The sequence below is a fragment of the Pseudomonas sp. Pse79 genome (assembly GCF_024519615.1).
Classification (GTDB): domain Bacteria; phylum Pseudomonadota; class Gammaproteobacteria; order Pseudomonadales; family Pseudomonadaceae; genus Aquipseudomonas; species Aquipseudomonas veronii.
On record NZ_JALJRR010000058.1, the window covers coordinates 1 to 4577 of the forward strand.

3 protein-coding genes are annotated in these 4577 nt (G+C 64.5%); all 3 read right to left on the bottom strand.

Annotated elements, in window-relative coordinates; all coding sequences use genetic code 11:
• Positions 1-3263: ImcF-related family protein (locus tag NR164_RS30165; RefSeq protein ID WP_256823663.1), on the bottom strand; the 3263-nt coding region annotated here is incomplete at its 3' end.
• Positions 3250-4260, bottom strand: a complete 1011-nt coding sequence (locus tag NR164_RS30170) for a hypothetical protein (RefSeq protein ID WP_256823665.1) — start codon at positions 4258-4260, stop codon at positions 3250-3252. The genes NR164_RS30170 and NR164_RS30165, both read right to left, overlap by 14 nt.
• A gap of 107 nt (positions 4261-4367) precedes the next feature.
• Positions 4368-4577 (bottom strand): PAAR domain-containing protein (locus NR164_RS30175; RefSeq protein ID WP_256823664.1); only part of this gene is annotated, 210 nt, incomplete at its 5' end.

Sequence of the window (4577 nt, forward strand, 5' to 3'; positions counted from 1 at the left end):
TTGAGCAACGCCAGCGGCCCCGCATCCAGTTCGGTGCGCAGGTGCCACGTCAGGTTCAGGCCGTCGGGCGCCTTGAGGGCCAGGCGGTAGCGGCTGTTGCCGTCGTCCAATGGCGTGACCTGGGCGTTTTCCAGCAGGCGGATCAGGCCCCAGGTGCCGGGGTAGTCGCCAAACAGCCGCTCGCCGGCATGCACGCTGGTCCAGCTGAGGCTCACGCCGGGATAGTCGCTGCGCCCCGGCCAGTTGAAACGCTGCCAGTTTTCTTTCTGGTTGAAGTACTGGTGCCGGTCGCCGTTGAGGATGAAGGTGGTTTGCACCACGTCGCGCACGGGTTTGCCTTGCAGTTCAAAGCTCAGCCCCATGCCGCCGTCGGTGTAGAGCACATCGGCCAGTTCGCTCAGTTGATTGATCGCGCTCAGAAACCGTGGGTCGAAACGCAGGCCTTGGCTATGGCGCGGATCGGCTACCCAACGGCTACCTTCCTTGCGCAGCACGCCGCTCAATTGCTGCTGTAAAAACTGTGCGATGCGCCCGGAGTCCGCGCGGATCATCTGCCCCAACATCGGCAACGAGGCGTCGCTGGTGGTGGCGGCAAACGGGTAGCGGCTGGCGAAGGCGGCGTTCCAATGGCTGACGATCGAGCGCTGCCAGTGGCTGTTGAGGCCCGCGGCGGACGGTTGCAACACGCGTTGCCAGGCCTGTTCCAGCGGCTGCACGAACAGCGTCTGCGCCGCCCCGCCCCACTCCGCGCCCAGGCTGGCGGCCAGCAGGGCGCCATAGGATTGGGTGTCGGTGAGGTCGATGCTGCGGCCTTGAAACACGCTTTGTGCCAGGGCCTGGGTCATTTCCAGCGGGTCGGGCGCGGTGCTGATCTGCTGCAGTTTCAAACGCACCCGTGTCACGCGGGTGAGGAAGGCCGGGAGACTGAGGCCGTCCGTGTTGGACTTGTCCAGCAGCGCCAATAACGGGCCGAAGGTCGCCGCCAGCGGCCCCGTGGCGGCCTGGGCCAACGGTTCGATCGCTGGAGCCTTGTCCGGCCCGATCAGCTTTTGCGCAGACTGCACCAGCGAGTCGGCCAGGGCCTGGGGTCGGCTGCCCGCCTGCGCCTGGTAGGCCACGCTGTTCAGCAGCGCGATCAAGGGCGATTGGCGCACGTCGCTCATCAGCGTCAATTGGTCGATTGACTCATCGAAACTCGCGGCCTGCTGCCAGCGCAGGCTGTTGAGCAGATCCTGCCAGGCGCTGGCGTAGTCCTGGAAGTAGCGTTCGGTGAGGCGGTTGCGCAGTTGGTCAGGGCTCAGGCGGGTGTCGACATCGGCAGGTTGGTCGCTGAGCACCCAATCGATTTCCTCGCGGCGCGCCTCGGCGATCGCATCGATGGCGTGGCGCACCGAGCCTTCCCAGGCCTGGCGGGTGAACACGCCGGGCACGCTGGCCTCGGTGGTGAACAGGGCCTGGGCGTCGGTGTCGCCGACCAGTTGCGGCAGGCCCAGGGCCGGGTAGTGATGGGCGGCGTCATCGAGCAGTTGTTGGTACAGATTGGCTTCGGCATTGCGCTGACCCAGTTGGCCGAGCAGGACCTGCCGGACTTGCGCGACCAGCCGCGCGTCGGTGTCGATGCGCCAAGTTGGATTGGCGGCCAGGTGTTCAGCGTAAAACTGCCACAGAGTGGGGCCCAGGGCTTGCCAGAGGCCCGCGCGTGAAGGCTCGACTTCGCCGAGGGTTTTCACCAGCAGACTGGCGTCGGCTTTTGCCGGACGCGCCATCATCAGGTAGGCCTTGAGCTGGTCGTAGGCAGCACGGGCGCGTTCGGCGCGCTCGGGATTGTCCGGGGCCAGCTTGACCAGGGCCGTGAGCTGCTGGCGTAAAGCGGCGACGGCCGGGTCACGGATCAGGCGGTTGTTGGCTTCGACGTAGCGCGGCCACACGGTTTCAAGCAGCACTGGGTTTTGATTCAGGCCGAAGCGCTGATACCACGGAGCGCCGCCTTGAACGCGATCATCCAGGCGCGCCAATTCGCGGACCAGTTCATGGAGGGCCAGGAGCTGTTCGTCGCCTTGTGATGCGCGTTGCAAGGTCGACAACGAGCTGTGTAACTGGGCGATCTGCGTGCGGTTGCTGATGAATGACAGCAGCAGTCCTGCTCCCCATAACGTCGCCAAACCCAGCACCAGCGCGTAGCCAACTCGCGGCATGCTCCAACCCAGCCGGCGGCCACGGGCGTTATCGCCGAGTACGCCGTGCCACACCGGGGCCACCGACCACGCCTGTTGTTGATCATGCGGCGAGCGCTGTACCGGCAGGCTGAACCACACCCCCCGCAACGGCACGCCACGGGCAAATTCGCCGGCCAGATGCGCCAAGGTGTGACGCCAACGATCAATGCCCTCGCCCTTTAAATCTCGCGACAGACGCAGCAGAAAATCATCCTTCATCACCGCGTTCATCTGCGCCAAACCCGCGCGACGCAAAGGCTCCAGCAAACGATTCAGCGCGGCGTCCAACGCCGCCGCCGAGAAGCGTGCGGGCAACTGACAGCCCACCGGCTGCGCTTTGCGCGTGTCCTGCGCCCACGCACTGCCGCAGACCTGCCAGAGGGATAACGGCAACTGCCAGCGCAGGTCACGGGCAAGGCGCTGCACCTGGCGTACACCTTTGCCCATCGCGACATCGTCGGCGGCCTGGGTTTCGTTCAGCGCCCAGACGACCCCGTCCAACGCACGCCAGCGGCTCAGCCCACTCCAGCGCTCAGGGAATGATTGATCCAGCGCGGCCTGCGCACTGCCGCCCCACAGCAGGACAGTGCCTTGGCCTTCGAGCCATTGGTGAGCGGCCAGGGTGGGGGCGATGGCTTCGATTTCGGTGGATTCGCCGATGATGAGCAGCAGGCGGGTTTTGTGGCGCCAGAAGAGGCCGTAGTGCTCGCGTAGGTGCTCGCGCACTTTTACCGCATCTGGCGACGCGGGTTCCCGGGTCAATCGCGAGTTCGGCGTTTCGGTGACTGCCCTCACGACCTGCTGTGCCTGGCGAAGCGCCAGACGATCCCAGGCCAGCAAAATGACCGGGCAGAACCAGCAGAGCGCGAACCACACCCCCAGCCCCCACAGCAGCAATTGCTTGAGCGGCATTTTCGGCCAGCCCAGATAGCCGCTGCACAAGCCATACAACAGACCACCGAGCAGTACCAGCAGCGTCATGATCAGCAGATAGCCCAACCCCACACGAACCAACGAGCCCTTACCCACGTCCTTAACTGTTGCCATAAGGCACCGCCACTCCAATCGCCAATCGTTGGTTTCCATCCTGGCTCAGCCAACCACAGGGCTGACCCGCCGCCCCCGCTTGCAGCAATGCCAGGGACATCCCGATAAACGGCGCCAGGTGCGCCAGCACGCCCCATTGCCCGGCCAGTTGATGTTCGACCGTCGACCAACCGCCCTCTACAAACGCAGCCTGGCTGGCTCGATCCAGTGCCAGGCAGGTGGTCGGCGCAGATTGCAGTCCGGCGTAACGCTGCATCTGTGCACACAGCTCGACGGGCGACTGGCTTGCAAGGTATTCACCGCGATGCACCAACTGCCGCCCCTGCCAGCTCACTCGCCAGAAGAAACCCGCTTCACCCCCCAGCTCGCCCTCTTCGGCACTTGCCACCGACGCTACGCCGGCGCACAACAACCAGTCGTCCTCGCCACGGCAATCGCGATGGAAGGTATCGATCAGGTCATCCAAATCAGTCAGGTTCTGTAGCAGCAAACGGGCCTCGGGCAACACCACTCCCGCCCGGACCAACGCCTCAACGAAAGCAGCCTGGCCGCTCTCATCCCCCACCCAGGCAATTGCCCGCAGCTGTGGCCAGCACTCGGACAACCCCGGGAGGGCCAAGGTTAAACGGGTGAGATGCCGTGCCAGTGCAGGTTCACGCTCGCTGATCAAGCTCAGCGACAGTGGGCAACGCAACATGGGCTGTGTAGCGCCGGGTATCGCCAAGGGTGGCGAGACGCTTGTCATCAAGTTCAGGTAGTCTTCTTGCATGTCACCCGCCGGGCCGAGCAACAACACATCCTGCACCGGTAAACCCAGCGAGCGCCGTTGCCACCAAGCCTGTATGGCGGCCTCCAGCGCGCGCAGATACACCTTGCGGTTGAACAGCTCGATCTGCCACACCAACACACGCACCGCCAAAATCAGCGCCCAGCACAGCGGCAGCACCGCGCTCCACAGCCACCATTCCAGGCGCGGTTGCTCCTGGGGCCACAGCATCAGCAAAACGGCCGACTGCACTCCCCACGGCAGTGCCAACCCCAACCACCAACTGCGCCAACGCGGCTCGCCCGGTTCGATAACGTCGGGGTACTCAGGCGGACGGTTCATGGCGCAACCACCATTGAAGTGGCCGGCAGGGTGCTGACCAACTGGCAACCACACGCGCAACGATGGCCGTGCAGCGCCACAGGCTTGCCGTCCATGGTTGAACCCGAAGCGCCTTCGATAATGTGCGTAATGCCATGCAGGTTGCAGCGAACTTGATCATCCACGCAGGCCACTGGTTTGCCGAAGGATTTGTAATGCCCCGACAA

Excerpts from the sequence above, each read along its gene's own strand:
- NR164_RS30170 (WP_256823665.1), bottom strand. The coding sequence starts at position 4,260 with ATGCTGTGGCCCCAGGAGCAACCGCGCCTGGAATGGTGGCTGTGGAGC.